Raw genomic sequence first — 26,626 nt, 5'->3', positions numbered from 1 at the left:
GGGCCCCGTCAATGCCGCGGGCCGGCGGCGCGAACCGATTTCAGGGCAGGCGCGATGCGCGTCTGCATCCACCGATGACAGGAGTCAATGACATGACCGACCACCCGCAACACGGTTTTGCGACCCGCGCCATCCACCTGGGCTACGACCCGCTGGACGAACAGGGCGCGCTGTCGCCGCCGCTGTATCTGACGTCCACCTACACGCAGGACAGCATCGAGGCCTTTGACCGGATCCGGCTTGGCGAAGCCCAAGGCTATGTCTACGGCCGCACGCGCAATCCCACGCAGGCGCTGCTGGAAGAACGCCTGGCGTCGCTGGAAGGCGCCGAGGCCGGCGTGGTGACGGCCTCGGGCATGGCGGCCATCTCGGCCACCCTGTTTTCGCTGTTGCAAAGCGGCGACGAGATCGTGGTCGACCAGATTGTCTACGGTACGGCCTTCACGCTGTTCACGCAGGGGCTGGCCCGCTTTGGCGTGCGGGCCGTGTTCGCGGACTTCACCAAGCCCCAGACGGTGGCCGCCGCCATCGGGCCCAAGACCCGGGCCGTGTACTTCGAGACGCCCGCCAATCCGAACCTGCGGCTGGTGGACATTGCGGCCATCTCCGCCATCGCGCGCGGCAAGGGCCTGTTGACGATCGTGGACAACACCTTCGCCACGCCGGTGCTGCAGCGGCCGCTCGAGCATGGCGCGGACATCGTGCTGCATTCGGCCACCAAGTATCTGGGCGGGCACGGCGACCTGCTGGCGGGCGCGGTGCTGGGCCGCAAGCCGCATATCGACGCCATCCGGTTGCAGGGGTTGCGCTACTTCACGGGCGCGACGCTGTCGCCGTTCACGGCCTTTCTGGTGCTGCGCGGGATCAAGACGCTTGAGCTGCGCGTGCAGCGGCACAGCGAATCCGCGTTGAAGGTGGCCAAGCTGCTGCGCGAGCACCCGGTAGTGGCCGACGTGTTCTATCCGGGCCTGTCCGGCACGGCGGGAGCGGACATCGCGGCGCGCCAGCAGGCGGCGGGTGGCGGACTGGTGGCCTTCGAGCTGAAGGGCGGGTTGTCAGCCGGCAAGGCGCTCCTGAACAGCCTGAAGCTGGCGCGCATTGCGGTCAGCCTGGGCGATCTCGAGACCCTGATCCAGCATCCGGCGTCGATGACCCACGCCAGCTATTCGGCCGAGGACCGCGAGCGCTACGGTTTGTCCGAAGGATTGCTGCGGCTGTCCGTGGGGCTGGAAACGCCCGAGGACATTCTGGCGGACCTCAAGCAGGGTCTGGATCGCGTGTAGCGGCGGGCAGGTCGGCAGAGGCGGCGTCCGTGCGCCGCCAGGCCACCCACTCGCCTTCGCCCTCGAAGTGGCGCAGGCCCCGCTCGGCGGTCGCCAGGCCCGCGCGCAACACGTCCATGTCCAGGCCGGGCAGGTTGCGGAGCAGGGCGGGGGGCAACTGATTGATGTCCAGCACGCGCGCGTCGAAGTCCATCCGCATCAGCCCGCCGCCGTCGGTGGGCACGCGGACGAACCACAGGCTTTCCATGTAGTCGCCGAACCACGGGTCCGGATAAATCGCCTGCGTGAAAACGAACCCGAATTCATGAATGTCGCGCCAGGGCCAGAATTCCTGCAGGCCCATCGCGCGCGCCAGTTCACCCGAGCGCGTCAGCCCGGCGTCATCAAAGCGCACGATTTCCTGCAAGGGGTCTTCGGCTGCCGGGGGGCCGGCGAACCATCGCTTGATGAATGACCACATGGGTGTCGCGATCGGAGGGAACAGGGAGGTGCAGTGTAAAGCGGGCGGGCCAGTCTAAAAATGTTACAACCTTTGATCCCGATCAATTTCGCGCACCCTGACGCAAGCTAGGGTTGAAGTTTTTGGCGCAGCAAGGACAGGACGAATGACCGACAAGATATCGCAGGCTCCCGATCAAGACGAAGCCGCCCCGGCGGCGCCGGTCAAGCGCCCCGCCGCGGCCAGGGGCGCGGCCAAGCGCACGGCGAATGCCCGCACGGCGGCCGCATCTGCCCCCGAGCCCGCCATCGAGCCCGCCGTCGAACTGAGCAAGCGCGTGGCGGCGCGGCAGGATGCGGCGCGGCAGGAGACCGCGGCGGTGCTGGCCGATATCGCCGGCCGCTACCAGGTGGGCGAACCGGGCGAGGCGCGCGCGGCCCTGCGCACCGTCATCGATGCGCTGTCGGCCGATGACGCGCAGGCCGTGCATCGCGCGCTGCTCGATGCCAACCGGCAGGCGCCGGGGGCGCGCCGCAACCCCGACGAAGAACTGGCAGGAGATTGGCGCGAGGGCGTCTATCCCTACCGCCACCGCATGCTGCGCCGCAATTACGAAAAGCAGAAGTACAAGCTGCAGGTCGAACTGCTGAAGCTGCAGGCGTGGGTCAAGGCAACCGGCCAGCGCGTCGTGATCCTGTTCGAAGGGCGCGATGCGGCGGGCAAGGGCGGCACCATCAAGCGCATGATGGAACACCTGAATCCGCGCGGGGCGCGCGTGGTCGCCCTGGAAAAGCCGTCCGACACCGAGAAGGGCCAGTGGTACTTCCAGCGCTACGTGCAGCACCTGCCCACCGCGGGCGAGATCGTCATGTTCGATCGGTCCTGGTATAACCGCGCCGGCGTCGAGCGCGTGATGGGATTCTGCTCGCAGGACGAATACCTGGCGTTTCTGCGCCAGACGCCCGATTTCGAGCGCCACCTCGTCAGCAGCGGCATCACGCTGATCAAGCTGTGGTTTTCGGTCAGCCAGGAAGAACAGCGCCGCCGCTTCCAGCAGCGCAAGGTGCATCCGCTCAAGCAGTGGAAGCTGAGCCCGGTGGACCTGGCGTCGCTGGACAAGTGGGACGATTACACGCGCGCCAAGGAAGCCATGTTCGCGCACACCGACACCGCCGATGCGCCGTGGATCGTGGTCAAGTCCGACTGCAAGAAGCGCGCGCGGCTGAACGCCATGCGCTATGTGCTGAGCCGCCTGCCTTACGAGGGCAAGAGCGACGACGCGCAGATGGCGATCGATTCGCTGATCGTGGGTCGCGCGTTGTAGGGCTTCAGCCGCCCAGCGCAGCCAGGTTCAACACGTGGCTGCGCCCGATCCACACGGCGCAGTCGCGGTGGTCGCGCAGCGAATTGCCGGTGTTCGGATGCATGAACACATCCAGCGCGTCGTGGTTCAGTGTCAGCCAGGTGGCGATATCGGCCAGATGCTGGGGGCCGAACGCGATCTGGTAGCTCCATTGCGGATGCGGGCCCACGGGGCGCTCATGGAAGCGCCCCATTTCCATCTTGCCGTCGAACGTCGCGACGATCCGTTCGCGCAGGGCGAGCGCGGCATCGCGGCTTGCCGCGTTGAAGTACACATGGGCATGCCAGCTCGCGACGTCGGTCACGGGAATTTCCATCGTTCTGTCCTGATCCGGTTCAGCCGCCCGCGCGCTTGGCGCGGTGGCCTTGTTTCGTGAGCGCGTCGATGATGCGGTCGCAGTGGTCGCCCTGCACCTCGATCACGCCGTCCTTGACGGTGCCGCCCGAACCGCACGCGGTCCGCAGCTGCTTGCCCAACGCGGCCAGGGCGTCGGGCGCCAGCGCCAGTCCGCGCACCAGCGTCACGCTCTTGCCGCCGCGGCCCTTGGTCTCGCGGGATACCCGCGCCACGCCATCGCCCGCCGGGGCCGCGCGGCTGGCCGCCTGGCATTGGCATTGCGCCACAGGCTGGCGGCATTGCGGGCACATGCGCCCGGACTCGGTGGAATAGACCAGGCCGCCTGAGCCGCCGCGTTTCATCAAGACTTGCCCCGCATCTGGTCGATGAGACGCCGATCGCGCTTGGTGGGGCGTCCCGCGTCGATGCCCAGCGCCGGTTCCGGCGCAAGACGCCGCATTTCGGCGGCGCGCTCGCGGGCGGCCACGCTCTCGGGCGTTTCTTCATACAGCAGGCGCGCCACCGGCGCGGGGCCTCGCACGCCGCTCACGGCCACGACGCGCACCTGCAGCGCGGGGTCTTCCTTGCGGACCGCGACGACGTCGCCGGCGCCGACCTCACGCGCGGGTTTGGCCGGCTGTCCGTTCACGAAGACGCGGCCCTTGCCGATTTCCTGCGAGGCCAGGCTGCGCGTCTTGTAGAAGCGCGCGGCCCACAGCCATTTGTCGAGTCGGATCTTGTCCATCCAGCGGGTTCCTGCGGTAAAGCTGTCCAAGGCGTCATGATAGCCCCGCCCGCGCGGCAAAAAAAAACGGCGCCCAGCATGAGCGCCGCAAACCGGCTACGCGGTGTCCGGGCCCAGCAGGCCCGGCAGTACTCAATCCAGTTTCAGGCCCGCTTCCTTGACGACGCGCTGCCACTTTTCGATCTCGGCGCGGCGGAACGTGTCCAGTTCGGCAGGCGTGGAGCCGATGGGCTCGGCGCCGATGCCGGCAAGCTGTTCGGCGATCGCGGGATCCTTCAGCACCTTGGCCAGCGCCTGCGACACCTGTTCCACGATGGCGGGCGGCGTGCCGGCGGGGGCGAACACGGCGTTCCATTCGTAGGTTTCGTAGCCGGGCACGCCCGATTCGGCGATGGTGGGCAGGTCGGGCGCGGTCTTGGAGCGCTCCAGGCCGCCGACGGCGACGGCGCGCAGCTTGCCGTTCTTCACGTGCTGCCAGGCAGAACCCATGCTGGCGAACATGACGGGCACCTGGCCCGACATCACGTCGATCATGGCCGGGCCGCCGCCTTTGTACGCGACGTGCTGCAACTGGGTCTTGGCCAGCAGGTTGAACAGCTCACCCGCCAGGTGCTGGGCCGAACCGGGACCGGCCGAGGCAAAGTACACCGGCTCCTTGGCATCGGGCTGGCCCAGTTTGATGAGGTCGGCGACCGACTTCACTTCGTACGACGGCGTCACGACCAGCACGTTGGGCACGCGCAGCAGCAGCGACACCGGCGCGAAGGCCGACAGCGTGTCGAACTGCATCTTGCTGTGCAGCGCGGGGTTCTGCGCGTGATTGGAGGCGTCCAGCATCAGCGTGTAGCCGTCGGGATTGGCCTTGGCGACGACGGCGCCGCCGATCATGCCGCCCGCGCCGCCGCGGTTTTCGATGACCACGGGCTGGCCCAGTTCGGCCGCGAGCTTCGGGCCGATCAGGCGGGCGACGACGTCCACGGTGCCGCCGGGCGGATAGGTCACCACCAGTGTGACCGCGCGCTCGGGGTAGGCGGCGTGCGCGGCGCCGGCGGCGCCAGCCAGCAGGCCGGCGGCGGCGAACAGCGCGCTACGCTGCGCCAGGCGTTTGATGAGAGGGGTCATGGAGTGTCTCCTTTGAATTGGAATAGCTGCAACGGCGTGTCGGCAAGCACGGCCCGCCGTTGCGCGGGGTCGTCGATCCAGGCGTCCAGCCACTGCGTTGCCGTGGCATAGGACGCCAGGTGGCGATGTTCGGTATGGGGCCAGTCGCTGCCCCACATCAGGCGTTCGGGGGTGTAGGCGTCCAGCAGTTGCTGCGTGGCCAGCCGGCCGGAAGCCGCGCAGGCGGCAGCGGCCCAGTTGCGGTAGGGCGCGGCCAGCTTCACCCACACGCGGCCGCTGTCCGCCTGGCGCAGCAGATATTGGAAACCGGGGTCCGAAACGCCGAGCGCGGGATCCGGGCGGCCAAAATGATCGACCACGATCCGGCAGCCCGCGGCCAGCAACGCCGGCATCACGCCGTCCAGGCGCGCGGCCTGCAGATGGATTTCCACATGCCACCCCAGCGCATTCACGCGCGCAAGCAACGACTGCCAGGCGGGCGTCTGCAATGCGGGGCTGTCCAGCCCGACAAGGTTCAGGCGGATGCCAACCACACCCGCGCCGGCCAGGTCCTGCAATTCGGAGTCGGTGATGTCCAGCGCCACCACGGCCACGCCGCGCAACCGGTCGGGCGCCGCGCGCAGCGCTTGAACCAGATGACTGTTGTCCGTGCCCAGGAAGCTGGGCTGCACCAGCACGCCGTGGCGCATGCCGTGCGCGTCCAGCAAGCCCAGATACTCGGCCAGCGTGGCATCGTAGTCCGGCGTGTGGCGGCGCGTGTCGGCAAGGGCGAGGCCTTGGTGAAACACGTGGGCGTGGGTGTCGACGGCGGCGCCTGGAATCGGCGAGGGCAAAGCAGTCTCCTGATTCGGCATGGCGGTCGCGGAACGGCACTGCCGGTATGTAATGTTCTGTAAATCGGGATTCTAGGAAGTCGATGTATAGTTTTCCATTGTGGAAAAGCGCTTTTTATATATTGGATCAATATGGAAACCCGGCACCTTCGGTACTTCCTGGCGGTGGTGGACCACGGCAGCGTCAGCCGCGCCTCGGACTGGCTGGGCATTGCTCAGCCTGCGTTGAGCCAGGCGCTGACGCGCATGGAAAAAGACCTGGGCGTGCGGCTGTTCGAACGGTCGCGTCAGGGCACGACGCCTACCCCCGCCGCGCAGGCCATCCTGGAAGACGTACGCGCCAGCGTGGCGCGCATCGACGCCGCGGCGCGCCGTGCGCGCGAGATCGGGCGCGGCAGCGCGGGGCAGTTGACGGTCGGTCTGGTGTCCTCCGCGCTTTTTGACACCTTGCCGCGCGCGCTGCGCCAGATGCGCCAGCAGGCGCCGGGCGTGCGCATCATCCTGCGGGAAATGAGCAACGCCGAACAGGCCGAGGCCTTGCAGACGGGCGAAATCGATATCGGCCTGATGCATACACCCGTGGCCGTGGGCGGCCGCATGCGCGAGCGCCAGTTGCTGCGGGACCGGCTGGTGGCCGCCGTGCCCGACGAATTCGAGGTGCCGCCCGACGGTCAGGTGTCGATGGCGCAGATTGCGCAGGCCGGTCTGGTGATGTACCCGCAGTCACAGTTGCCGGCATTTTATGCGGACATCCTGGATGCCATGCGCAAGGGCGGGCACGATGCGCACGTCAACCAGGAGGCCAGCCGCACGTTGACGGTGCTGTCGTGTGTGGCGGGCGGCTGCGGCGTGGCCTTGCTGCCCAGCTGGATACGGTCCATGGATTTTCGCGGCGTGCGCTTTTGCGAGGTGCGCGATGGCGAGCGCCTGCCCAGTTTCGACCTGAGCGCGATCTGGCCCGCGCGCAGCGTGCCGACGCTGGCGGACCTGTTCGCCAACCTGGACCTCGGTCCGACTTGATGAAATCGCGTCTCGGCTTTCAACGCGCCTTCAATGTCCTTGGAGGTGGCTTAAGCCAGGCTTAAAGCGGCAGTTTTGCCGGAACTGCGCCGGATCCGGACGTCTAACCAGGAACGTCATTGCGAGGTTCCGGGCTCATGGATCTGAATTGGCAGCAGCAACTTGCAGAGAGCGCCCTGTGGCTTGCGCGCGCGTTCGGCATTTCCGCCGTGGCGCTGGCGGTGGTCACCCTGATCCTGACGCGCACCACGGTCTGGGGCCGGAAGTTCTGGCGGCTGGCCTGGCCGTACCTGACGCCCCGGCGCAGTTGGCGCCCGATGCTCACCCTGGCCTTGCTGCTGTTCCTGGCGATGTTCGCGGTGCGCATGACCGTGCTGTTTTCGTTCTGGTACAACGGCTTCTACAGTGCCTTGCAGGCGCTGGACCAGTCGGTGTTCTGGCACTTCCTGGGGATTTTCGCGGTGCTGGCCACCGTGCATGTGGTGCGCAGCCTGGCCGACAGCTACGTGGGCCAGGCCTTCGACATTCATTGGCGCGTGTGGTTGAACGAACGGCTGACGCGCGACTGGCTGGGCGCGGGCGCCTACTACCGCGGTCACTTCCTGGCCGAACCCGTCGACAACCCCGACCAACGCATCGAACAGGACATCGCGCAATTCGTGACGGGGTCGCGCACGCTGGCGATCGGCGCGATCAGCGCGATCGTGTCGCTGGTGGCCTTCACGGCGATCCTGTGGGGGCTGTCGGGTCCGCTGACGCTGGGCGGCGTGGAGATTCCGCGCGCCATGGTGTTCGTGGTTTATCTGTACGTCATCGTCGCGACGTGGCTGGCGTTCAAGATTGGCCGCCCGCTCATCAAGCTGAACTTCCTGTCCGAGCGCCTGACGGCCAACTTCCGGTATGCGCTGGTTCGACTGCGCGAGAACGCCGAGAACGTTGCGTTCTATCAGGGCGAGGAAGTGGAGCGGGCGACGCTGTGGACGCGCTTCACGTCCTACATCGCCAATCTGTGGGCGCGCGTGTACCGGGGCCTGAAGTTCGACGGCTTCAACCTGTCGGTCAGCCAGATCGCGGTCGTGTTTCCGTTCATCCTGCAGGCGCCGCGCTTTTTCAGCGGGGCGATCAAGCTGGGCGATGTCATGCAGACCTCGCAGGCGTTCGGGCAGGTGCAGGAATCGCTGTCGTTCTTTCGCAGTTCCTACGACACGTTCGCCCAGTACCGCGCGACGCTGGATCGTCTGAATGGATTCCTGGATGCCAACGAGGCCGCGCGTGCGCTGCCGCAGGTGCAGACCCAGACGCTGCCCGATGGCCTGGAGATCGAGGGCCTGGATGTGTCGCGCCCGGATGGCGCCTGTCTGCTGGACAACCTGAATCTGCGCCTGCATCCCGGACAAGCCCTGCTGATCAAGGGGCCGTCGGGCAGCGGCAAGACCACCTTGCTGCGCGCGCTGGCCGGTCTGTGGCCGTACGCCCACGGCGTGGTGCGGCGGCCGCAGGGCGCGTCCGCGCTGTTTCTGTCGCAGCGTCCGTATCTGCCGCTGGGCGACCTGCGCGGCGCGGTGGCGTATCCGGGGCTGGCGCAACCGGCCGACGACGCGCGGCTGGCCGATGCGTTACGGCAGGTCAACCTGGGGCATCTGGCCGGCCGGCTCGATGAGGTGCACGACTGGTCACGCGTGCTGTCGTTGGGCGAGCAGCAGCGCATTGCGTTTGCCCGCGTGCTGTACAACCGGCCCGCGCTGGTGTTTCTGGACGAGGCCACCTCGGCCACGGACGAAGGGCTGGAGCACATGCTGTACAGCCTGCTGCGCGAGGCGCTGCCGGACAGCATGCTGGTCAGCGTGGGCCATCGCAGCACGTTGGATGCGTTCCATACGCACCGGCTGGACCTGGACGGAACGGGACGCTGGCAGGTCGGGCCGATGCCGGCGCCGCGCCACGGCGACGCGTTGCGGCGGGCGGCGGCCTGAAGAGGGGCGCCGCCCTCAGGTGCCGACGCGCAGCGGTCCGGTCAGCTTGCGCAGTGCGGCGATCACGCTTTGCGCCGTGATGCGCCCGGTCTTGGGATTGGCCGACGGGATGTTCTGGATTTCCATCGAGAACGACGCGGAGTCGGACACGACCTCGACGCGGTGCAGGTTGCGATCGAGCGAGGGATCGGCCCAGATTTCCAGCGTGGTGCGATCCGGGCCGATGCCCGCCAGCGACACGCTGACGGCCACGTTGAGATTGGCCGGAAAGCCCACGGCGGCCTCGCGCGGCGAGCCGCGGAAGATGAGGCGCGGCTCGGTGATGCCTTCGATGTCGATGTTGTTGTCGGTCAGGTAGGGCGCGCCCAGCAGGCCGCGCACCGGCTTGCGGGTGATCATCGTGACGGAATGGATGACGCCTTCGGCCGCGGCGGTGATGGCGTCCAGCCCCAGAATGGCGCCCGACGGCACGATGACCTGGCCGCCGTGCTGGCGCGCGATGTCGATGAGGTCTTCGTGGCGCAGCAGGGCGCCCGAACTGAGCACCACCATCTTCTTGCCGGCGCGCAATACAGGTTCGGCGATGTTGCGGAACACGGCCGCGGGCGCGCATTCCACGACAACGTCGCAGTGGTCGGCAAGGCCGTCGATGGTGGTGAAGGCGGGCGCGCCGTCTTTCCACGAGAAGGCGGGCGGGGCGCTGGGATCGCGCACGGCGACGGCGGCGAGCGTCAGGCCGGGCAGGCCGGCATCGAGGGATTGCGCCACGGCCTGGCCGATGGCGCCGAAGCCGGCGATGCCGACGCGGTAGCTGTTCATGGGTATCCGAAAAAGTTGGACCCGCGGCAGGACCGCGGGCGGTTCGGGAATGCGGCAGGCAGCGCGCCGCAAGGCTGCCGGCCACTGTAGCCACCGGCTGGCGACGCGTCAATGCGGGATGCCCGCAAGGCCGCGCAACCACGCCGGCCCCGCGCCCCAAGCAAGCCGCCGGGGCTCTGCCGGCGCTATTGCAGCTTGATCCCCAGCTCCTTGATGAGCGGTCCCATTTCGGCGCGGTCGGCCTGGATTGTCGCGGCCAGTTCCTCGGGCGTGCTGCCGATGGGGATCATGCCCAGGGTCTCCATCTGCGCCTGCATGGCGGGATCCTTCAGGATGTCGCTGACCGCCTTCTGGATCTGCGCGACACGGTCCTTCGGAATGCCGGCCGGCCCCATCAGGCCGATCCACGGCTGCGGCGCGTAGTCCAGGCCGGACTCCTTCAGTGTGGGCGTGTCCGGCAGACCGCCGAAGCGTTGCGGGCTGGTGATCGCCAATGCCCGCAACCGTCCGCTGTCGATCAGCCCCTTCGAACTGGACGGTGCGTCCAGGCCCACGTCCAGCTGTCCGCCGATCAGGTCGTTCTGGGTCTTGCCGGACGATGACGAGGGAACGTACAGCGCCTTGATGCCCGCGCGCCGCGCGGTCTGTTCCCAGACCAGGTGGAATGCGGTGCCGATCGAGAACGATCCCACGCTCAGGCTGCGCGCGCGGCTTTCGCGCACGAAGTCTTCCCAGGTTTTGAGCGGGCTGTCTTTGGGCACGATGAAGATGAACGGCGTGCGCGCCACCAGCGAAATGGGCTGCAGGTCCTTTTGCGTGTCGAACGGCAGGCTATCGACGGCAAACGGCACGATGGTCACCGACGAGGCGACCACCATGCCCAACGTGTAGCCGTCGGGAGCGGACTTGACCAGGGCGCCCGTGCTGATGATGCCCGAGGCGCCCGGCTTGTTCTCCACGACGACGGGCTGGCCCCAGGCCGCGCCCAGCTTGCTCGCCAGGACGCGCAGCATGACGTCGACCGGACCGCCCGGCGGATTGGAAACGATGATCTTGACCGGTTTTTCGGGATAGGCGGCGGTGGCGGCAAGCGGCAGCGCGAGCGCCATCGCAAGAAGGCATTGCTTGAACATGGAATTCCCCTTGTGTTGTTGGTGTGCAAGGCGCGGGGGCAAGCCCGGCGCCAGATGCGGCATGGCGGGTGGCGTGGCGGGCTCAGGCCAGGATCTGCATGTGCGGCGCTTGCGGCCAGGCCGGCGCATCGCCCCGGATGAAGGCCAGCCAGGCGGTCTGCGTCTGGCGGGCAAGCTGCTCTGCATGCGCAGCAGGCAGACCGGCCAGCATGGGCGCCCCGGTAAAGGCTTGCAGGGTGTCGAACACGAACGGCAGCTCGATGCAATGGCACGCGCCAAAGCGGTCCGTCGGTGCGACGTCAAAGCGCGCCAGCCAGGCGTCTCGGCCTTGCGCGGCGGCGTGCCCGGCCCACTGCCGCGATGGCGCGCCGAACACGGCGTCGCCCATCTGCTGGCTGGCAGCGTCGGTGCCATGGTCTGGAAAGGCGGCCATCTCGTCACGCGTGTAGCAGACCAGCACGTCTGCGCGGCCCGCGGCGGTCGACAGCGCGGGGGCAATGTCCAGCGGCAGCACCTGGCCATCGAGCACCGGCGAAAACAGGCTGCGGCTGCTGCCTTCGGCCTGCAACGCCTGCGCCACCTCGGGTGCTTGTTGGGCAGCCAGCAGCGCGGACACTGGCAATTTCCGGGCCTCGGAAAGCGACTCGGCCCCGGCCGCGCGCAGATAGACCTGTCCCAAGGCTTCGCCCTGCGCCGCGCTGCGAAAACCGCGGCCCAGCGCGGCGCTCTGCAGGATGGCGCGCGAGAAGCGCGGCTGGCGCGTCAGCATGGCGCAGATCGACGAGGCGCCCGCCGATTGCCCCATCACCGTGACGCGCTCGGGGTCGCCGCCCAGGTCTTCGATATTGGCCAGCACCCAGTCGATCGCCATCTCCTGGTCCAGCAGCCCGGCATTGGCCGTCTGCCCCGGCACGTACAGCCAGCCAAGCGCGGCCAACCGGTAGTTGACGGCCACGACGACCACGTCGCCCCGTTGCGCCAGGCGCGAGCCGTCGTACCAGTCCAGCGCGCCGCCGCCGCTTTGCCAGGCGCCGCCGTGCAGCCAGACCACGACGGGACGGCGCTTGCCGTCCGCGGCCGGGGTCCACACGGTCAGGTGCAGGCAGTCTTCGGATTGCTCGGCATCGAAGTCGCCCATGGCGCCGCGCAGGCGCGAGGGCAATTGCGGCGCCACGGCGCCCAGTCCCGTGGCGTCGAATTCACCCCGCCAGCTGGCCGGCTGCGGCGGCGCAAATCGCAGTTCGCCCACGGGCGCCTGCGCATAGGGAATGGCGCCGAAGCGGCACACGCCGCCGTCGCGCTCGCCGGCAAGCGTGCCGCTGCGCAGCGCCGCCTTCACGCGTTCACTCATATCCTGCCCCTTGTCTCGTTGTTCATCGTCCAGCGGCGGCAAGCGTTGCTGCCGCCGGACTATGGTAGGGAGGAAAGTGCCGCGCCGGGCATGCCGGTTTCGAACAGAGCCATGCGCAACCCGCATGGCTGGAAGGCGCTACCTGGCGATGCGCGCGTCCAGGCTGTTGTCCGCCAGGGCTTGCGCCTGCTCGCGCGTCATGCCCAGGTGCTCGTGGAGCGCGTGGAAGTTCTCGTTGACATAGCCGCCGAAGTAGGCCGGATCGTCGGAGTTGACGGTGACCTTCACGCCGGCATCAAGCAGCGACAGGATGTTGTGCTCGCGCATGTGGCCGAACACGCGCAGCCGGGTGTTGGACAGCGGGCAGACGGTCAACGGAATCTGCTCGTCGATCAGGCGGGCGATCAGTTCGGGATCCTCGGCCGCGCGCACGCCGTGGTCGATGCGCAGCACCTTGAGCAGATCCAGCGCTTCCCAGATGTATTCGGGCGGGCCTTCCTCGCCGGCATGCGCCACGGCGGGCAGGCCTTCGGCGCGCGCGCGGTCGAAAACGCGTTGAAAGAGGCGCGGCGGAAAGCCTTGCTCGCTGCTGTCCAGGCCCACGGCGATGAACGCATCGCGGTAGGGCAGCGCCTGCTCCAGCGTGCGCATGGCCTGTTCTTCGGGCAGGTGGCGCAGGAAGCTCAGGATCAGGCCGCTGGTTACGCCCAGTTGCTTCTCGCCGTCGGCCAGGGCCTGGCTGATGCCGTTCAACACCGTCTCGAAGGGCACGCCGCGGTCGGTGTGCGTCTGCGGATCGAAGAAGGGTTCCGTGTGCACCACGTTCTGCTCGCGGCATTTGAGCAGGTACGCCCAGGTCAGGTCGTAGAAGTCCTGCTCGGTGCGCAGCACGTCCGCGCCGCGGTAATAGAGATCCAGGAATTCCTGGAGGTTGTTGTAGTCGTAGGCGCCACGCAGGGCGTCGATGTCGGGCCAGGGCAGCGCCACGCCGTTGCGTTGCGCCAGCTTGAACAGCAGCTCGGGTTCAAGCGTGCCCTCCAGATGCAGGTGCAATTCCGCCTTGGGCAATGCGTTGAGCCATTCGTACATGGGTGCTCCGGTATGAAAAAGGGGCGTGTTCGGGGGGCGCGCGGCTCAGGCGGCCAGCGCAATGCCATCGGCCAGAATGGTGCGTTCGAGCTGGGCCGCGAAGGCGCGCGCCTGACGGGTGCTGGGACGGTCGCGGCGCCAGATGGCGGCAAGCGGAGACTTGCGCAAGGCGGGGCGGGCGGGCAGCACGGTGAGTTCGCCGCGCGCCTGCCGGACGGCCGCAACGCTGCCGGGCAGCATCCACAGATACTGACCGTCCAGCAGCAGTTCGCGGCCGAATTCCAGCGACAGGACGCCGATCATATCCGGAATCGCCAAACCGGCCTGGCGCAGGGACAATTCCAGCTCGCCGCGGATGCGGCTGCCAGGCAGCGCGGTGATCCACGGATACGCGACATAATCGGCCAGCGTGGCCCCCGGCAGACGGGTCAGCGGATGATGCGGTGCGCAGGCCAGCACCACGGCGTCCTCAAGCAAGGTGGTCGAACGGTAGATCTGCGGATTGACGGTGCTGGAGAAACGGCTGATCAGCACGTCCAGCGCGCCGGCGTCCAGGTCCTCGATCAGCCGTTCGTGCGTGCCGATCTCGATGGTGAGCGTGATGCGCGGGTGCGCCTCGCGGTAGTCGCGCGCAGCCTGCGCCACCGGCCAGCCCGCAAACATCGAAAAGCAGCCCACCGTCAGGCTGCCTTCCTCGCCGCGCGAAACGGCGGCCAGGTCGACCTCGGCCTTGCGAAAGCCCGTCAGCAACTGGCGCGCGTGGCGGCACATGGCGTCGCCCAGCGGCGTGCAGGTGGTGCCCTTTGCGGTGCGCTCGAAGAGCCGCGCGCCCACCAGTTCCTCGATCTCCGCAATGGCGCGCGACAGGCCCGATTGCGTGCTGTGCAATTGGGCCGCCGCCTTGGACAGGTTGCCCAATTCTGAGACGGTCAGCACGATTTCCAGGTGCCGGATGCGGAGTTTGCCTCGGAACGGTGTCATGGCGCGGGGAAGCGGAAGCGATTTGCCGATTATTCTCCCGCGCTGGCCGCTTGGCAACGCGCGCGAGGATTCGGGATATAGTTCGACGCCTGGCGGCGCGGGGGCGGCGAATGGCGGCCCGCTGCGCGTGCGGGGGCCTGCAACGGCTTCGGCTTGCAACGGGAGAAGCGGAATTGATGTTGAAAAGACGCGGCGGCAAGTGCGGCAGCCAGTGCAGCGGCCAGTGCGGCGGCCAGTGCGATCGCAAGTACGGCGGCCAGTCCGTAGGGTTATGTGCCGGCAACGGCGGCCGCCCCTGCGGCGGCAGGCGCACGGCGATGATCGCCGCGGTCACGCTGCTGACCGCGGCGCTGGCCGGTTGCAGCGTGTCACGCGTCGACGACGTGGCCGTCAAATGGCCGCCCTTCAAGCAAGGCACGCCGGTCGTGCTGCCGTCGGATCCGGCGCAATGCCCAGACCTGGCCGGCGTCTATCGCGCGCAGGGTGAACGGCGCGCCGGCGATGCCGATGCGTTCCTGCTCGAGGACCTGCGCGGATTTCTGACGTATCCGTTGGATCTGCCGGGCATGCGCGATGCCCCCTTGCCGGCATGGAAATCGTCGCCCCGCGCAACCGTCTCGTTCGTCCCGGATGCTCTCGGGTGGCGGATAGAGGCGCGCGATGAGCACGGTGCGCGTCAGGTGTCGCAGCTTGTCCTGCAAGAGGAAGGCGCCGATACGGCAGCCGTGGGCGAACCCCCGCCTCCCGGCAATGCCATCTGGCGGGCTGCCGGATGCACGCAAGGCCGGCTGTGGGTCAGCGTGCGCCATGACTGGCGCCAGCATGAGTCCATGGGCGTGCGGCGTCACGTGGCCATCCTGCGCAAGGACGCGGGCGGGCTGCTGCTGACGGTGGCGCGAGAGTCCGACAGCATCGGCATGCTGCTGCCCTGGTACACCAATGATGGCGATTTGTTCCAATACTGGTTTGCGCCCGCCACCGATCATCCCTGAAGTCCGCGGGCGCAAGCCTGCCCATTTTTTGAGAGAAACATGACCGCTAAACGGATCGTCACCTGGACCCTTTTCTTCGCGCTGTTCGTCGTGCTCGTGGCGCTGTTCTGGCGTCAGCTCTTCGATCAGACCCCGCCGTCGATGCGCGAACTGGGTGGCACCATCGAGGGCGGCAACGCCCACATCTATGGCGAGTCGCCCCGCCAGGACGGCATGGCCGACCGGGCGATGCTGGCTGCTGCGCAGCGTGGCGATCCCGGCGCGCAATACCTGCAGGGCCTCGTCATGGAACACTTCGACATGAAAGAGGCGCTGCGCTGGTACGAGGCCGCCGCGGCTCAAGGGTATGAAATGGCCGCGCAACGCCTGGCGCAGTTGCGTGAGGCGCCGCCCGCCCCGCAATGATCGGCCGGTGTCCGCTGGCAGGGCAGGGGCCGCGTTCGATTTCGGCCGCTGGTCGCGGTACGATCCCGGCTGACCTCGATTTTTCAGGAAAGCCATGCGCCAGAGTTTCTCCCGTCCTCGAATCGACAGCTTTTCGCGCGTGCTGCTGGCCGCGGCCCTGACCGCCGCTGCAGCCGGCGCCGCGCAGGCGCAGTCGCCCGGATCTGCCACCGGATCGCGCATCCAGACGCCCGCGCCCGAACAGCCGCAACCCGCGCTCAAACCCAAGCGCAGCTTTGACGACACGCCCGCGCCGGCTGCCCATGCCGCGCCGGCTACTGCGCCCGCTACTGCGCCGGCGGCAGCACCTGCTGCTTCCGCCGCGCCCGCCGCCGCGCCCGCTGCCTCCGCAGCCCCGGCCGCCGCGCCCGCCGCCCCGACGGTCATCGTCCCCACCGAACTCGACACCAAGGCCTGCATCGACAAGCTGCGCAAGGGCGCCACGGCCAACGGCCTGACCGTTGCCGACTGGAACAAGTACACGGCCAACGCCACGCTGCTGCCCACTACCGTTGCGTCGGCCAAGGGCCAGCCCGAGGGCCGCGAAAGCTGGTGGGACTACATCGCCAAGACGGTCGACGACGAGCGCGTGCAGGACGGCAAGGCCGTGCTCGGCAAGTACGGCGCGCAGCTGGGCGCCATCAGCCAGCAGTATCAGGTCGATCCCGCGACGCTGGTCGCCATCTTCGGCATCGAAACCAACTATGGCCGCCAGGTCGGCAAGACCGACGTGCTCAACGCCTGGCTGACGCGCGCCTGCACCGAAAACAAAACGCTCTGGGAAAAGAACGCCTACGCGTCCGTGCGCCTCTTGCGCGACGGCGTCGTGCCCGCCGACAAGTTTGTCGGGTCGTGGAGCGGCGCGTTCGGCATGACGCAATTCATCCCCACGTCGTTCTACGAACTGGCCGCCGACGGCGATGGCGATGGCCGCATCGACCTCTACAACTCGCTGCCCGACGCGCTGGCTTCCACAGCCAACCACCTGCGCAAGCGCCGCGCGCAATGGACGCATGGTCTGCCCGCCGTCGTGGAAGTGCGCGTGCCAGCCGAGCTGGCCGCCGCGATTCCCGCCGAGCCCGACGCCGAGTACGTGGGGTCGCAGGATCGCCGGACGATCGCCCAGTGGGCGCAGGCCGGCGTCAAGCAGGGCGACGGCTCGGTGCTGAAGCTGCCCTCGGGCAATGACCAGCAGGCGTACCTTTTCGCGCCGACCGGCGCACGCGGCCCGGTGTTCCTGGCCACCGTGAATTTCGACGCCATCCTGCACTACAACCAGTCGCGCCGTTACGGCCTGGCTGTATCGCTGCTGCTGAACCGCCTGCAAGGCGGTCCGGCGCTCGTCACGGCGTGGCCGACCGACGACCCTGGCCTGTCGCGTGCGCAGATCAAGGAACTGCAGAAGCAGCTGTACGGACGCGGTCATGACATCGGCGTGGCCGACGGCATTCCCGGCGGAAAGACCCGAGACGCCGTGCGCGAGGAGCAGGCGCGCCTGAACCTGCCGCAGGACGGTCGCGTGGGCAAGCGCATCCTGGATGCGCTCAAGGCCGAGCAACCGGCCGCCATGCGGGCTTATCCGGAATAATGAGCGAGCCTGCCATGCCGTCCACCGAGTTTCCCGACGATTTCCAGACCCTGCGTCTTTACGCGCGCCGCATGTCGCAGGCGCATCTGCCGTTCATGATCGAGATGCACGCCAATGCCGATCTGATGCAATCGATGGGCGGAACGCGCGACGCGGCGGCCAGCCGAAGCTACGTGGCGCAGAACATCGTCCACTGGACCGAACATGGCTACGGTATGTATGTGCTGCAGGACCGCGAGACGGGCCTGCCCGCTGGCCGTGCCGGGCTGAAGGCGACGGCGTCGCCCGGCCGGGCCAGCGTGGAGCTTGCCTATGCGCTGCATCCCGACTGTTGGGGCAAGGGCTATGCAGCGGAGATTTCCCGCGCGCTGATCGGGCTGGGGTTTCGCCTGCTGCCGGTGGACGTGCTGGGCGCCGTGGCGCTGCGCTCAAACCTGGCGTCGCAGCGCGTCATGGAAAAGACGGGGCTGCGTTACGTCGGCATGACGGGCGACGCGCCGGAGCCCAAGGTCTGCTACGAAATCCGCCGCGCGGATTGGCGCAAGCGCGAAGGCGTGTGAACGCCCGCGCCGTGCCGGCGCATGACGCGCAGCGCTAACATGGCGCCATGAGCAAGAAGAAATCTCCGGACGCCGATCCGCCGCCCGTTCCGCCTGAACGCCCCGAGCCCGGCGAATGCTGCAACAGCGGTTGCATTCCCTGCGTCTACGACCTCTATGACGAGGCCATGGACCGCTATCGCGAGGCCTTGAAAGCGTGGCGCGCCCGGCACGAAGCGGGCGGCGCCTGAACGCGTTGCCTTAGCCGGCCAGCTTCATGTGAATGATGGGAAAAGGGCGGCCAGCGTCGTCGTGGGCCGAGCGTCCCACGTCTTGAAATCCGTAGTGCTTGTAGAAGCCGTGCGCCTGCGGATTCTGCTCGTTCACGTCGACCAGCAGCGTGCCATGCAGCGAGCGTGCAAAGTTAAGGAGCCGGCGGCCGGCCCCCTTGCCGCGCTTGTTGGCATCCACGAACAGCATTTCGACCTTGTTGCCGGTCAGGCCCATGAAGCCGGCGACTTCGCCGGCATCGTCCTCACAGACCCAGACCCTTACCGACGGCAGGTACGTGTTCAGCACCTTCGGGTACATGGCCTGGATTTCCTTTTCGGTCAGGAAAGTGTGGGTGGCGCGCACCGAACGGAGCCAGATGTCCACCAGGGCCAGATCGTCGCCGTGGTTGCGTTCTCGGATGTTCATTTTTTTATTGCGGGTTCAAGCGGCGGGATGCAGGCGTCTATAGTCCCGCGCGATACAGATCGGTGGCCGCCAGGACGGTTTCCATCTGCACAGTATGCGCGAAAACGAATCGGTCTCCGTAGACCGTTTCATCCGGAAACTCCGAGATGAGCGCCATTGGCAATTCTTCACGATCGGTTTCCGTGACCTGCACGGGAATGCCGTTGAGCACGTCGAATCCCTTTTCCAGCGCGTGTGCGTGAAAGAGTTCCAGTTGCCGCGCGTTGAATTCCACCAGCCCCGGCACGTTGCGGGCAAGCCGCGCGGTGACGCCTTCGATCAGATGCCGGGCGCGCTCGCCCCAGCCCGGATGATGGCGCAGCACCAGGAAGAACCCCTTGGGGATGGTCCACAGCTCAAAGTGACGCGGCAGGTACCCCGACAGCGGGCGCGTCCATTCGTGCGCGGGATAGCCGTGCAGGTTGATGTGCAGCTGCGCGCCGCTGATCGCATGCGCCTGATGGCGGCCTTCGCGTTCGAAGAACGGCGCGCGCTCGCGGTAGGCGATATCGTCGCCCAGCGCGCTGTAGCGCGAGGCGTGCAGCATGTGGCGCGGATGCTGCTCTCGCAGCCGGTTGAACAGCGCGTAGCCATCGGGATTTTCCGAGGCGATCAGCGCAAAATGCGCATCGCCGCGCGCGGCCAGCGTCTGCGCGGCGCGCAGGGCGCCCACCACGCCGGAGGTTTCGTTGGCGTGCTGCGCGCCCGAAATGAAGACGGCTGGACCCGGGCCGCGCACATAGGTGCCCAGCACCGGACGGCCTTGCCGGGACACGGCCTGGAAGGTGTCGCCGCCAAAGGCCGCCATGCACCCGGCGATCTGCGCGGCCGACAGCGGCTCGCGTACCAGGGCCAGCGGACTGGCAGGCGCCGCCGGCGTCACGGGCGCGACGGGTGCAAAGGGCTCCACCGAGATCTGCACGCGCGGCGCACCATCGTGGCGGCGGATGTCGGGAATGATCTGGCCGGGTTGCAGGCCCCGGTCGCCGGAAGGGCGGCCGGAGTGCTGCTGGAAGTGCTCGAGCAGCGAGAAATAGATGTCTTCGTGCAGCGCCTCGAAGGTGCTGACGATTTCCTCGTCGACCGGCAGCGCGAAGTCGATGCCGGGCAGGTCGACGCGAATCTCCAGCCGGTCGAAATACGGCTCGTGCGCGCCCCAGGTGTGGGTGCGCACCGTGTCCATGATGCTGCGAAAGAGCAACTGGTATTCGGTGGCCTGCGCGGCATCGGTTTGCACCGCGCCGCTCGCGTCGCGCACCCGCAGCCAGCCGGTGGGCGACAGCTCGGGTGTGCCGTCCGGCGCGTGCCCCAGCTGATTGGGCGCGAAGATGCGGGCGTCGAGCGTGCGGCCGTCGGCATAGCCCAGGGTGACGTCGTAGTGCAGGTCGTTCGCGCCGGGCAGCATCGTCACGCGCACGTCCTTGAGCAGCGCGACGAGGGGGTAGGCTTCGAGCGTGAAGCGCTTGGCCTGCGCGTGCTCGTGCAAGGGGTAGCGGATCTCGGCCGAGACCAGCCCGTCGTGTTCGACCTCTTCAAGGAAATAGTGCAGCAGCGGCTTGTAGGCGCTGCGAAAGCGCGCCGTCACGCCGGCCTGTTGCAGCCGGTCTTGCGCGGCGCGGCGGGCTTGGGCGCTCTCGAACAGCCAGCCTTCCACGACCGCGCCGCGCCAGGCCGGCGCCATGTAGGCGTGCGTCCAGGCGTCCAGCGTGCGATCGAAACTTTTGTCCAGCAACGACATACTCAATATTCCTTCCGCGCCCAGGGTGCGGATCGATTCATCAGACCTTGCCGGTCGGATCCAGGCGGTCGCGCAGCCAGTCGCCCAGCAGGTTCAGGCCCAGCACCGTCAGCATGATGGCCAGGCCAGGAAAGACGCTGACCCACCAGGCCGTCTGCATGTACGTGCGGCCATCGGCAAGCATACCGCCCCAGCTCGGGATCATGGGATCGACGCCCAGACCCAGGAAGGTCAGGCTGCTTTCCAGCAGGATGTTGTTGGCCACGTTCAGGGTCATCAGGATCACCAGCGGGCCCAGCAGGTTGGGCACGATGTGGTGGCGGATCATGGCCAGGTCGCGCACGCCGAAGGCGCGCGCAGCCAGCACGAATTCACGCTCGCGAAGCGCCAGCACCTGCGCCCGCACCAGGCGAGCGTACTGCACCCATTGCGACACGATCATGAAAAAGATGACGTTGAACAGGCCGCCGCCCAGGATGGCGATGAAGGTGATGGCGACCAGGATGAAGGGCAGCGCCAGTTGCACGTCGGCAAAGCGCATGACGATCATGTCCCAGAAGCCGCGGTAGTAGCCGGCAATGAGACCCATGATGATGCCCAGGAGCGCGCCGCCCAGCACCGAGGCAAAGCCCACCAGCAGCGAGATCTTGCCGCCGACGATCACGCGCGCCAGCACGTCGCGGCCCAGCGGGTCCGTGCCGAACGGGTGGGCGGCCGACGCGAAAGGCGCCATCAGGCGCGCGGCCAGGTCCATGGATTCGCCGCCGTCCGGAAACAGCCAGCCGGACGCCAGCACGAGCAGGACCATGACGCCGGTCAGAAGCGCGCCCAGCACGAATTCCAGCGAGCGATAGCGGCTGCGCGGCTTCATGGCCTTCGGAGCGGCGGGGGAAGTGGTTGTCTGCATGATGCTCAACGCGTGCGGATACGGGGATCGACGATGCCGTAGGCGATGTCGACGATCAGGTTGACCAGGACGATGACGGTGGCCAGCACGGTGACCGTGCCTTGCAGCACCGGATAGTCGCGGCCGGAAATGGCGTCGAACGCCAGCGTGCCCAGCCCGGGCCAGTTGAAGACCATCTCGATCACCACGATGCCGCCGATCAGGCCGCCGAACTGCAGGCCCAGGTACGTGATCAGCGGAATGGCGCAATTGCGCAGCGCGTGCTTGTACAGCACGATGCGTTCTTTCAAGCCCTTGCTGCGCGCCACCATGATGTATTGCGCGGACAGCGTTTCCAGCATCGTCGTGCGCACCAGGCGGATATTGGTGGCGCTAAGGATGATCGCCATCGTCAGCGACGGCAGCACCAGGCTGGCCGGACCGCTCCAGCCGGATGGCGGCAGCAGCGGGAAAGTGATCGACAGCAGCAGCACCAGCATCAGCGCCAGCCAGAAGTTGGGAAACGACAACCCCACCAGCGACAGGATGCGGATGGCCTGATCCGTGGGCTTGCCGCGCTTGATGGCCGCCTGGATGCCCAGCGGCAGCGAAATCAGGATGGACACGATGAGCGACGTGAAGGCCAGCATCAGCGTGGCCGGCAGGGCATCGCCGATCAGCTTGGCGACCGAGGTGCCGCCCATGAAGCTGCGCCCGAAATCGCCGTGCAGCAGGCCTTGCATGTACGACAGGTACTGCTCGTGGAACGGCCGGTTCAATCCGAGCGCCTGCCGGATGTTGGCCAGATCCTGTTCGGTCACGCTGCCGGACCCTTGGCTGAGCATCAGCGCAGGGTCGCCGGTCAGGCGCACGGCATAAGAGACAAGCAGCGTCACGGCCACGATCACAAAGACCGCCTGCAACACGCGTTTGATGAGAAATCCGGTCATAAGGCGCCGCACCGGCTTGCGCCGTGGCGGGAAAAGGGTGTTAACGCGGCATCGATTCGCACCGATGCCTCAACGAGGCACACCCCAAGCGGGATGCCGCGGATCCGGGCTCTGCCGGTCCGCAGGCATGCCCCTGGGGGAGGCGCGAAGCGCTCGGGGGGGACTTACTCTATGGCCGTATCCAGGAAACGGAAGCGGATGTCGCCCGGGACTTCCAGGTTCTTCACGCGCTTGTTCACGCCCACGATCGTGTTCAGGCTGTACAGCGGCATTTCCAGCGCCTGGTCGGCCACGTATGCGGCGATCTCGTGCAGCATCGCTTCGCGCTTTTTCACGTCGTAGACCGTGCGCTGCGCTTCCAGCATCGCGTTCAGCTTGGGATCGTTGTCGTACGGATTCCACTTCTGACCCGAGTGGTACATCAGGTACGCCGTGTTGTCGTAGTCGTACGTCCAGCCGCCCCACTGGTTCTGCCACATCTCGCCGGTCTTGCCGCCGGGAATGATGTCGTTGAGCAGCACGCCGGTTTCATACGGCTTGATGGTGGCGCGCACGCCCACGCCTTGCAGGTAGCCGGACACGGCCTGCGCCACTTCGCGGAAGTTAGAGTCGCTGCCGCGCACGTCGATCTGCACCGTGGCGCCCGGCTTCACGCCGGCGGCCGCCAGCAGCTTCTTGGCTTCGGCGGGATTGAAGGGCAGGGGCTTTTGCTCGGGGTTGTAGCCGAACGACTGCGGACCCTGGAAGCTGGCGATGGTCTTGGCCTGGCCCAGCAGGAGCTGCTTGACGATGGCGTCGCGATCGACCGCCATGATCAGCGCACGGCGCACGTCGCGGTGCTGCGTGATGCCGTTCTTGGTGTTGTAGCGCAGCGCGAAGGCCACCGGGCCGCCCGTGGAGATGACGTCGGCGTTGCCCGACTTCTTCACCGTTTCGATCAGGCCCAGCGGGATCAGCGTGGCGATGTCGATGCGGCCGGCCTGCAATTCGGCGACCTGCGTGCCGGGTTCGCCGATGAAGCGATACACCACCTTGTCCAGCTTGGGCTTGCCGCCCCAGTATTCGTCGTTACGCGCCAGCGTCACGTTGACCTTGGGCTGGTAGCTGTCGAACTTGAACGGACCGGTGCCGACCGGATGCGTGTTGAAGTTGTCTTCGCCCTTTTCCGTGATGTACTTGGGCGGCACGATCATCGCGCCGTAGCCCGCCAGCTTCGTCAACAGCACGGGGTCCGGCTGCTTCAGGATGAAGTCGACCGTGTACGGGTCCACCACCTTGACCTCGCCGATCGAGTCGTAGTTCGACTTCTGCGGGCCCTTGGCGCCTTCCGCGCCCAGCAGGCGGTCGAACGTGAACTTGACGGCCTCGGCATTGAATGGCTCGCCGTTATGGAATTTGACGCCTTCGCGCAGCTTGAAGCGCAGGCGCTTGTTGTCGTCCAGGTATTCCCAGCTGGTGGCAAGGCCCGGCTGCAGCTTCAGGTCGGCGCCGCGCATGGTCAGGCCGTCGTACAGGTTGCTGCCAACCGAACCCCAGAAGGTCACGAACGTGTCGATCGGATCCCAGCTTCCCGGATCCTGGTTGATGGCCACATTGAGCGTGCCGGCGGCGTGCGCCGTCGACACGGGCAGCGCGGCGGCAAGGGCCAGCGTCAGCGCGGTGGCGGAGAGGGTGGTGCGAAGGAATTGCATGGTCGCCTCCAGGGACGGGAAATCGGGTCGGACTGACGGATAAAAGGGGTTTCAGGCGGCGCGGGCGACCTGATGGCCGGGCGCGAACTCAAAGAGAGGAACGATCGCGGGCTCATCGCCCACGCGGCGCACCGGGCTGGGGATCTCGCCCTCGATCAGGGAAGTGTCGATATGGCGGCCGGGCTCGGCCACCGGGACGGCTGCCAGCAGCTTGCGCGTGTAGGCGTGCTGCGGGGATTCGAAGATCTGGCGGCGCGTGCCCAGTTCGACGATCTGGCCCAGGTACAGCACCGCGACGCGGTGGCTCACCTTTTCCACCACCGCCATGTCGTGCGTGATGAACAGGTACGACAGTCCGCGATCCTTTTGCAGATCCATCAGCAGGTTCAGGATCTGCGCCTGAATCGACACGTCCAGCGCCGACACGGACTCGTCCGCGATGATCAGTTTGGGATTGCTGGCCAGCGCGCGCGCGATGCACACCCGCTGGCGCTGGCCGCCCGAGAACTCGTGCGGATAACGCGTGGCGTGCTCGGGCTTCAGGCCCACCTGTTCCAGCAGCTCGCCCACGCGCCGCGCGATGGCGTCTTCGCTGCTCAGCAGGCCATGCGTGCGGATCGGCTCGGCGATGCTGAAGGCCACGGTCTTGCGCGGGTCCAGCGACGCATACGGATCCTGGAAGATGTATTGGATCTCCTGGCGCAGGCGCTGGCGTCCCGCGCTGTCCATCGAGAAAATGTCCTGCCCGTTGTAGCGCACCGCGCCGGACGTGGGCGCCACCAGCTGCTGCAAGGTCTTGCCAATGGTGGACTTGCCGCTGCCCGATTCGCCCACCAGGGCCAGCGTCTCGCCGGGGTAGACGTCAAAACTGACCTGTTCGACCGCATGCACCCGGTGCGTGACGCGGCCGAACAGGTTGTGGCCCACGTCAAAGCGCGTGGTCAGCTTGTCCACGCGCAGCACGGGTTCGTCGTAGCGTGCGGTGTCCTGTTCGCGGGTCTCGCCCACCTCGCGCAGCGTGTCGCCTTCCAGCACGGTCTGCGGCGTGCGCAGCGGCAGGTCCCGGCCCGTCAGGCTGCCCAGGCGCGGCACGGCGGCCAGCAGTGCGCGCGTGTAGGGATGCTTGGGCGCGTTGAAGATTTCCTGCACCGTGCCTTGCTCGACCTTCTTGCCGCGCAGCATGACGACCACGTCGTCCGCCATCTCGGCCACCACGCCCATGTCGTGGGTAATGAAGATCACCGCGGTGCCCAGGTCGCGCTGCAGTTCGCGGATGGTGTTCAGGATCTGCGCCTGGATCGTGACGTCCAGCGCCGTCGTCGGCTCGTCGGCGATCAACAGGCGCGGCTGGCACGACAGCGCCATCGCGATCATCACGCGCTGGCGCATGCCGCCCGACAACTGATGCGGATAGCGGTCCAGCAGCTGTTCGGCATCGGGCAGGCGCACCTTTTCCAGCAGCTTGCGCGCCGACTGGCGCGCCGCCGAACGCGACAGCTGCTGGTGCAGCATGATCGCTTCGACGATCTGGTCGCCGATGGTGAACACGGGATTGAGCGACGTCATCGGCTCCTGGAAGATCATCGCGATGTCGTTGCCGCGGATCGCGCGCATCTGTTCGTCGCTGGCCTGGGTCAGGTCGACCTCGCGATCGTCGCTGCCGCGGAACAGGATCTGGCCGGTCGAAATGCGGCCGCCGCTGTAGTCGGTCAGGCGCATGATCGCCATCGACGTGACGGACTTGCCCGAACCGGACTCGCCCACGATCGCCAGCGTGCGGCCGGGCCGCACGTCGAAATCCAGGTTGTCGACGGCGCGAAACCCGCCGGTGTCGGTATTGAAATCGACCGATACGCCGCGCACGGACAGCAGCGGGGCGGGGGCGGAGACAGGAATGCTAGACAACGTGGATTCTCACAGCGAGGTGGCCGCGCGGGCGGCCTGGTCGTACAGGCCCGAAAGGGCACGCAAGGTATTGGCCAGTTGATGACTGGCGTTGTCGGCGGCGGGGGAGTCGATGAACGGTTTGACGAGGCACTGCTCGCGCACTTCGGCGTAGCGCTGGATGGCGGCCGCGCCGGCGTCGGTGGTGGTGTAGATCACTTCCTTGCCCGTCTTGGCGCTTTGGACAACGCCCAGGCGCTCCAGCTTCTTGAGCGAGTAATTCACCAGGTGGGTGTCTTCGACATTGAGCGTGAAGCAGATGTCGGCCAGTTTCTTGCCCCGGCCCCGATGGAATACGTGGTTGAGCACCAGGATATCCAGCGACGTCAGTTCGGGCAGCCCCGCACACGCCATGCAGCGCACCATCCAGCGGTTGAACGCATGCGACGCAATGATCAGGCCGAATTCGACCTCGGACAGCTCAGGCGCGGAAGACGCAAGGTGGGAAGACGAAACGATGGCGTCCCGAACGGATACAGACATGGGCAAGGCAGGCAAAGGGACGGATCAACGACAAAACGTTGGCGAATTATTGACGATTCGTAGATATGCGGGCATTCGGGTTAACCCGGCCCGATATTTCAGAATTCTCTGATTTCTGCGGCTTAGGCAGCGTTTTAAAAAGGCGG

General features: G+C 67.1%; 27 protein-coding genes. 9 read left to right on the top strand and 18 right to left on the bottom strand.

Annotated features, from left to right (window positions below; genetic code table 11):
• Positions 1-92 precede the first annotated feature (92 nt).
• Positions 93-1,283, top strand: a complete 1,191-nt coding sequence (locus tag LN047_RS17485) for a PLP-dependent aspartate aminotransferase family protein (protein ID WP_373979711.1) — start codon at positions 93-95, stop codon at positions 1,281-1,283.
• On the opposite strand, the gene LN047_RS17480 is transcribed toward LN047_RS17485, so the two are convergent.
• On the bottom strand, positions 1,258-1,743 hold the full coding sequence (locus tag LN047_RS17480) for a hypothetical protein (RefSeq protein WP_226846289.1): 486 nt from the start codon (positions 1,741-1,743) through the stop codon (positions 1,258-1,260). The two genes, LN047_RS17485 and LN047_RS17480, sit on opposite strands and share 26 nt — an antisense overlap.
• A 145-nt stretch (positions 1,744-1,888) precedes the next feature.
• Here LN047_RS17480 and ppk2 point away from each other — a divergent pair, with 145 nt between their 5' ends.
• Positions 1,889-3,046: a polyphosphate kinase 2 gene (gene ppk2, locus LN047_RS17475; RefSeq protein ID WP_253856675.1), complete on the top strand. Its 1,158-nt coding sequence runs from the start codon at positions 1,889-1,891 to the stop codon at positions 3,044-3,046.
• 4 nt (positions 3,047-3,050) lie between these two features.
• Here ppk2 and LN047_RS17470 read toward each other — a convergent pair whose 3' ends face one another.
• From LN047_RS17470 to LN047_RS17450, 5 genes are all read right to left on the bottom strand, one after another.
• The gene (locus LN047_RS17470; protein ID WP_373979710.1) at positions 3,051-3,401 is read right to left on the bottom strand and encodes a DOPA 4,5-dioxygenase family protein; all 351 of its coding nucleotides are present in this window, start codon (positions 3,399-3,401) and stop codon (positions 3,051-3,053) included.
• Between the two features lie 19 nt (positions 3,402-3,420).
• Entirely contained in the window at positions 3,421-3,783 is a 363-nt protein-coding gene (locus tag LN047_RS17465; protein WP_175234502.1) for a translation initiation factor Sui1, read from the bottom strand.
• Positions 3,783-4,166, bottom strand: a complete 384-nt coding sequence (locus tag LN047_RS17460) for an RNA-binding S4 domain-containing protein (protein ID WP_062839065.1) — start codon at positions 4,164-4,166, stop codon at positions 3,783-3,785. Before LN047_RS17460 ends, LN047_RS17465 begins: the two co-directional genes overlap by 1 nt.
• 132 nt (positions 4,167-4,298) lie before the next feature.
• The gene (locus LN047_RS17455) at positions 4,299-5,288 is read right to left on the bottom strand and encodes a tripartite tricarboxylate transporter substrate binding protein (protein ID WP_056324022.1); all 990 of its coding nucleotides are present in this window, start codon (positions 5,286-5,288) and stop codon (positions 4,299-4,301) included.
• On the bottom strand, positions 5,285-6,142 hold the full coding sequence (locus LN047_RS17450; RefSeq protein WP_373979709.1) for an amidohydrolase: 858 nt from the start codon (positions 6,140-6,142) through the stop codon (positions 5,285-5,287). The genes LN047_RS17455 and LN047_RS17450 overlap by 4 nt, the downstream gene beginning before the upstream one ends.
• 111 nt (positions 6,143-6,253) lie before the next feature.
• Here LN047_RS17450 and LN047_RS17445 point away from each other — a divergent pair, with 111 nt between their 5' ends.
• Complete coding sequence (locus LN047_RS17445) at positions 6,254-7,141, top strand: LysR family transcriptional regulator (protein WP_056324027.1); 888 nt, start codon at positions 6,254-6,256, stop codon at positions 7,139-7,141.
• Positions 7,142-7,278: 137 nt separating this feature from the next.
• Positions 7,279-9,114 (top strand): ABC transporter ATP-binding protein/permease, encoded by a 1,836-nt coding sequence (locus LN047_RS17440; RefSeq protein WP_373979708.1) that lies wholly within the window; start codon positions 7,279-7,281, stop codon positions 9,112-9,114.
• Between the two features lie 15 nt (positions 9,115-9,129).
• On the opposite strand, the gene LN047_RS17435 is transcribed toward LN047_RS17440, so the two are convergent.
• The 5 genes from LN047_RS17435 to LN047_RS17415 all read right to left on the bottom strand — a co-directional run bounded on the left by LN047_RS17435 (position 9,130) and on the right by LN047_RS17415 (position 14,442).
• Positions 9,130-9,933: an aspartate dehydrogenase gene (locus LN047_RS17435; protein ID WP_056324032.1), complete on the bottom strand. Its 804-nt coding sequence runs from the start codon at positions 9,931-9,933 to the stop codon at positions 9,130-9,132.
• A gap of 185 nt (positions 9,934-10,118) precedes the next feature.
• Positions 10,119-11,066, bottom strand: coding sequence for a tripartite tricarboxylate transporter substrate binding protein (locus tag LN047_RS17430; RefSeq protein ID WP_279210868.1), 948 nt, complete (start codon positions 11,064-11,066; stop codon positions 10,119-10,121).
• Positions 11,067-11,148: 82 nt separating this feature from the next.
• Entirely contained in the window at positions 11,149-12,417 is a 1,269-nt protein-coding gene (locus LN047_RS17425) for a carboxylesterase/lipase family protein (RefSeq protein ID WP_373979707.1), read from the bottom strand.
• A gap of 138 nt (positions 12,418-12,555) precedes the next feature.
• Entirely contained in the window at positions 12,556-13,506 is a 951-nt protein-coding gene (locus LN047_RS17420; protein ID WP_373979706.1) for an adenosine deaminase, read from the bottom strand.
• Between the two features lie 45 nt (positions 13,507-13,551).
• Positions 13,552-14,442, bottom strand: a complete 891-nt coding sequence (locus LN047_RS17415) for a LysR family transcriptional regulator (RefSeq protein WP_230964910.1) — start codon at positions 14,440-14,442, stop codon at positions 13,552-13,554.
• A gap of 221 nt (positions 14,443-14,663) precedes the next feature.
• Here LN047_RS17415 and LN047_RS17410 point away from each other — a divergent pair, with 221 nt between their 5' ends.
• The 5 genes from LN047_RS17410 (at position 14,664) to LN047_RS17390 (ending at position 18,301) form a co-directional block, all read left to right on the top strand.
• A complete protein-coding gene (locus tag LN047_RS17410) occupies positions 14,664-15,479 on the top strand; it encodes a hypothetical protein (protein WP_373979705.1) in 816 nt (271 codons plus the stop codon).
• A 39-nt stretch (positions 15,480-15,518) separates the two neighbouring features.
• On the top strand, positions 15,519-15,884 hold the full coding sequence (locus tag LN047_RS17405; protein WP_373979704.1) for a sel1 repeat family protein: 366 nt from the start codon (positions 15,519-15,521) through the stop codon (positions 15,882-15,884).
• A gap of 94 nt (positions 15,885-15,978) precedes the next feature.
• Positions 15,979-17,511 (top strand): lytic murein transglycosylase, encoded by a 1,533-nt coding sequence (locus LN047_RS17400; protein ID WP_373979703.1) that lies wholly within the window; start codon positions 15,979-15,981, stop codon positions 17,509-17,511.
• Complete coding sequence (locus tag LN047_RS17395; RefSeq protein ID WP_373979702.1) at positions 17,511-18,071, top strand: GNAT family N-acetyltransferase; 561 nt, start codon at positions 17,511-17,513, stop codon at positions 18,069-18,071. Before LN047_RS17400 ends, LN047_RS17395 begins: the two co-directional genes overlap by 1 nt.
• A gap of 47 nt (positions 18,072-18,118) precedes the next feature.
• Complete coding sequence (locus LN047_RS17390; RefSeq protein WP_373979701.1) at positions 18,119-18,301, top strand: oxidoreductase-like domain-containing protein; 183 nt, start codon at positions 18,119-18,121, stop codon at positions 18,299-18,301.
• 10 nt (positions 18,302-18,311) lie between these two features.
• Here LN047_RS17390 and LN047_RS17385 read toward each other — a convergent pair whose 3' ends face one another.
• The 7 genes from LN047_RS17385 to LN047_RS17355 all read right to left on the bottom strand — a co-directional run bounded on the left by LN047_RS17385 (position 18,312) and on the right by LN047_RS17355 (position 26,480).
• On the bottom strand, positions 18,312-18,749 hold the full coding sequence (locus tag LN047_RS17385; RefSeq protein WP_056324056.1) for an acetyltransferase: 438 nt from the start codon (positions 18,747-18,749) through the stop codon (positions 18,312-18,314).
• Between the two features lie 37 nt (positions 18,750-18,786).
• Entirely contained in the window at positions 18,787-20,526 is a 1,740-nt protein-coding gene (locus LN047_RS17380; protein WP_373979700.1) for a peptidase M14, read from the bottom strand.
• Between the two features lie 40 nt (positions 20,527-20,566).
• Positions 20,567-21,433: an ABC transporter permease gene (locus tag LN047_RS17375; RefSeq protein ID WP_142054549.1), complete on the bottom strand. Its 867-nt coding sequence runs from the start codon at positions 21,431-21,433 to the stop codon at positions 20,567-20,569.
• 5 nt (positions 21,434-21,438) lie between these two features.
• A complete protein-coding gene (locus LN047_RS17370) occupies positions 21,439-22,362 on the bottom strand; it encodes an ABC transporter permease (protein ID WP_152384867.1) in 924 nt (307 codons plus the stop codon).
• 164 nt (positions 22,363-22,526) lie between these two features.
• Positions 22,527-24,053 carry an ABC transporter substrate-binding protein gene (locus LN047_RS17365; RefSeq protein WP_142054551.1) on the bottom strand — a complete coding sequence of 509 codons (1,527 nt, stop codon included), beginning with the start codon at positions 24,051-24,053 and terminating at the stop codon, positions 22,527-22,529.
• A gap of 51 nt (positions 24,054-24,104) precedes the next feature.
• Entirely contained in the window at positions 24,105-25,958 is a 1,854-nt protein-coding gene (locus LN047_RS17360) for a dipeptide ABC transporter ATP-binding protein (RefSeq protein ID WP_373979699.1), read from the bottom strand.
• Between the two features lie 9 nt (positions 25,959-25,967).
• Positions 25,968-26,480, bottom strand: a complete 513-nt coding sequence (locus tag LN047_RS17355) for a winged helix DNA-binding protein (RefSeq protein WP_056324071.1) — start codon at positions 26,478-26,480, stop codon at positions 25,968-25,970.
• Positions 26,481-26,626 lie beyond the last annotated feature (146 nt).

The sequence above is a fragment of the Achromobacter sp. JD417 genome (assembly GCF_041879325.1).
Taxonomy (GTDB): Bacteria; Pseudomonadota; Gammaproteobacteria; order Burkholderiales; family Burkholderiaceae_B; genus Achromobacter; species Achromobacter mucicolens.
Note: the sequence above shows the minus strand (reverse complement) of the source record. Positions and strands in the feature narration are given on the sequence as shown.